Below are 523 nucleotides of genomic sequence, written 5' to 3'. Positions count from 1 at the left end.
CCGCCTCACCTGTGAGGGGTCATGGTCGGTGGCCACCGTTGACGACGCACGTTCGTCAGGTGGCTGCTCATAGATGTGGAGCACTGGTTACTCAGCTCACCGCTCGTGTGAGCCGGCAAGTACCGCCTCCCAGACCCGCAAGGGCCTGTGGGGGAGTGGGAACGGCGGTGTCGGGCGGGTGGTGGGTTGGACACGCTGTTGGGTCCTGAGGGAACGGGCGCGAGCCCGGGTGACCTCTGGATTGCGGGACCAGGACCACGCTCTCTGACCGGGGGTGTGGTTTTGGTGGGCCCGGTTGTTTTTTGAGAACTGCACAGTGGACGCGAGCATCTCTGGCGAACGATGAGAGCTGCGTGGAGGGGCCTTCTGGCTTCTTCGGGTTGTTCTTGTTGTTTGTCTGCGATTTGTTTTGATCGTTTTGTGTGTTCAAGTTTTTAAGGGCATACGGTGGATGCCTTGGCATCAGGAGCCGATGAAGGACGTGGGAGCCTGCGATATGCCTCGGGGAGTCGGCAACCAGACT

1 rRNA gene is annotated in these 523 nt (G+C 60.6%); it reads left to right on the top strand.

What is annotated here, in order from left to right:
- Positions 1 to 424: 424 nt before the first annotated feature.
- Positions 425 to 523: ribosomal RNA gene (locus tag ABGB11_RS42490) — 23S ribosomal RNA — on the top strand; the annotation flags it as partial.

The organism is Actinomadura sp. B10D3, from assembly GCF_039871695.1.
Lineage (GTDB): Bacteria > Actinomycetota > Actinomycetes > Streptosporangiales > Streptosporangiaceae > Spirillospora > Spirillospora madurae.
Note: the sequence above shows the minus strand (reverse complement) of the source record. Positions and strands in the feature narration are given on the sequence as shown.